The following is a 2,391-nucleotide window of genomic DNA, read 5'->3' as shown; positions in this document are numbered from 1 at the left end:
TACAAGAGACAGTCTCTGCTCCACATGCGCCGGGCCGCGGCCCCGCTGCCGGTCGCCCGGCCCGCCCAGTCGGGCCGGTCCGCGTGGGCCCCGGGCAGGGCGCAGCCGGCGTCGCCGCACGAACACCGCTCCCCGCCGCCCACCGCCTCCAGCCAGGTGCCGGGGAACACGTCCCAGTGACGCTCTTCCGCATACCGCACCGCGGCGTCGAGCAGATGCTCGCCCCGCTGCTGAGGGACCTGTACGGCTTCCGTGACTCCGATGGGCTTTTCCACGCCCAGCACAACTTCCGCCGTCACCTGGGGTTACGGCCTCCCCTGAACCGGGGACCGGCGCATCGATGCCGCACGCGGGGCGCATCGGTGCACGAGCGGGGGCGCGCGTGAGGCGTCGCACCGAAGGGCGGGTAACCACCTCCAGGACCGCCGCCCAGGGCCGCTCCCCGGCCTCCACGACGGCGCAACGCGCCATGTCCGTACCGAATGCCGATGGAATATGCGCATTTCTTGTGTATGTGACGGGCAGTGATCCCTTCCACCGATCACTGCACATAACCGATGCTTCAGGGGGACATATGGCTGCAAGGCCTCTCGTAGCCCGCCAGCCCAACGAACGGCTCCAGACGCTCATCCAGGAAGCCGCCTGCTCCAACGCGGGCCTGGCGCGCCGCGTGAACATGGTCGGGGCGGAGCGTGGTCTCGATCTGCGCTACGACAAGACCTCCGTGGCCCGGTGGCTTCGGGGACAGCAGCCCCGGGGCCGGGCCCCGGGGATCATCGCCGAGGCGCTGGGCCGCAAGCTCGGCCGTACGGTCACGATCGACGAGATCGGCATGGCCAACGGCAAGAACCTGGCCTCCGGCGTCGGCCTCCAGTACGCGCCGACCGTCGCCGGGGCCGTCGAGCAGGTCTGCGAGTTGTGGCGCAGCGATGTGGGCCGCCGCGATCTGCTCGCCGGGTCGGCGGTCGCCGCGTCCGCGCTGGTCGAGCCCAGCCGGGACTGGCTGATCTCGGGCCCGGACGCGCAGGTCGAGCGGACGGCGGGGGCCCGGGTCGGGATGTCCGACGTCGAGGCGGTGCGGGCGATGACCGCCGCGCTGACCGACCTCGACCACCGTTTCGGCAGCGGACACGTGCGGCCGGTGCTCGTGCACTACCTCAACAGCGTGGTCTCCGGGCTGCTTTCGGGGGCGTACCGCGAACAGGTGGGGCGGCAGCTGTTCGGCGCGGTGGCCCGGCTCGCCGAGCTCGGCGGCTACATGGCGGTCGACACCGGCCAGCCCGGCCTCGCCCAGCGCTACTACATCCAGGCGCTGCGGCTCGCACAGGCGGCGGGCGACCGGGCGTACGGCGGGTATGTGCTCGCCGCGTCGATGAGCCACCTCGCCGCCCAGCTCGGCAATCCCCGCGAGATCGCCCAACTGGCGCGCGCCGCACAGGAAGGGGCCCGGGGGCACGTCACCCCCCGCGCCCAGGCGATGTTCTACGCGGCGGAGGCCCGGGGGCACGCGCTGCTCGGGGACGCCCGGACCTGCCACGCGGTGGCGGGGCGGGCGGTCGCCGCGCTGGAGCAGGCGGGCCCGGAGTCCGGCGACGACCCCGTCTGGATCGCGCACTTCGACGCGGGCTACCTCGCGGACGAACTGGCGCACTGCCACCGGGACCTGGGGCAGCCGGAGGCGGCGGCCCGGCGGGCCAAGGAGGCGCTGGCCGCGCTGCCGGAGACCCGGGCCCGGCGCCGGGGTATCGCGCTGGTGCTGCTGGCCTCGGCCCAGGTGCAGCAGCGGGAGGTGGAGCGGGCGTGCCACACGGGGACCCGGGCGATGGAGCTGCTGTCGACGGTGCGTTCCAGCCGGGGCGCCGAGTATCTCGACGACCTCCAGCAGCGGCTCACGCCCTACGGCGAGGAGCCCGCGGTGCGGGAGTTCGGCGAGCGCCTGGAGCTCCAGGCGGCCTGAGGACGCGGGGTCGCCGATGCGGTCCGGGCCGTGTTCGCGGCGGTCCGGCCGTTAACAGCGTCGCGGGGCGGCGTGATGTTACCCGCCCTGTGAAGGGGTCGTGAGGGGCACCACGCGCTTGGCGGAGGCGGGCGACCACCCGATAGCGTGAGCCGACGGTTCCGTAGGTTCACACGTAGGAGTCCTGGTGACGCAGAGCGGACAGGGCGGCGAGCACGAGCTCCCCGCCGCACGACCCGCGCACGAGGGTGTCGTGCTGCCTGCCGACGGAGGAGCCCCCTGGACCCCTGGGGCGCCCGGTGCCGGACAGGGCGAGCAGGCGGCGCCCGCGGGCGGTCAGCCGTGGGGCGGGCAGTGGGGGCCGCAGTCCGCCGCGCCGTCGCAGCCGGACCAGCAGGCGCAGGGGGCCTACGGCCTGTCTCTTATACACATCT

1 protein-coding gene and 2 pseudogenes are annotated in these 2,391 nt (G+C 73.9%); 2 read left to right on the top strand and 1 reads right to left on the bottom strand.

The features are described from left to right. Positions 1–284: pseudogene (locus tag CR470_RS37385) on the bottom strand (bifunctional DNA primase/polymerase); the annotation flags it as partial. A gap of 290 nt (positions 285–574) precedes the next feature. On the opposite strand from CR470_RS37385, the gene CR470_RS37380 reads away from it, so the two are divergent. Both CR470_RS37380 and CR470_RS37375 read left to right on the top strand, forming a co-directional pair. Next, positions 575–1,957 carry a transcriptional regulator gene (locus CR470_RS37380; RefSeq protein WP_097872171.1) on the top strand — a complete coding sequence of 461 codons (1,383 nt, stop codon included), beginning with the start codon at positions 575–577 and terminating at the stop codon, positions 1,955–1,957. A gap of 187 nt (positions 1,958–2,144) precedes the next feature. Further along, a pseudogene (locus CR470_RS37375) lies at positions 2,145–2,391 on the top strand (hypothetical protein); the annotation flags it as partial.

The organism is Streptomyces sp. rh34 (genome assembly GCF_002551245.1).
Lineage (GTDB): Bacteria > Actinomycetota > Actinomycetes > Streptomycetales > Streptomycetaceae > Streptomyces.
This window is presented reverse-complemented; position numbering and strand designations above follow the sequence as displayed.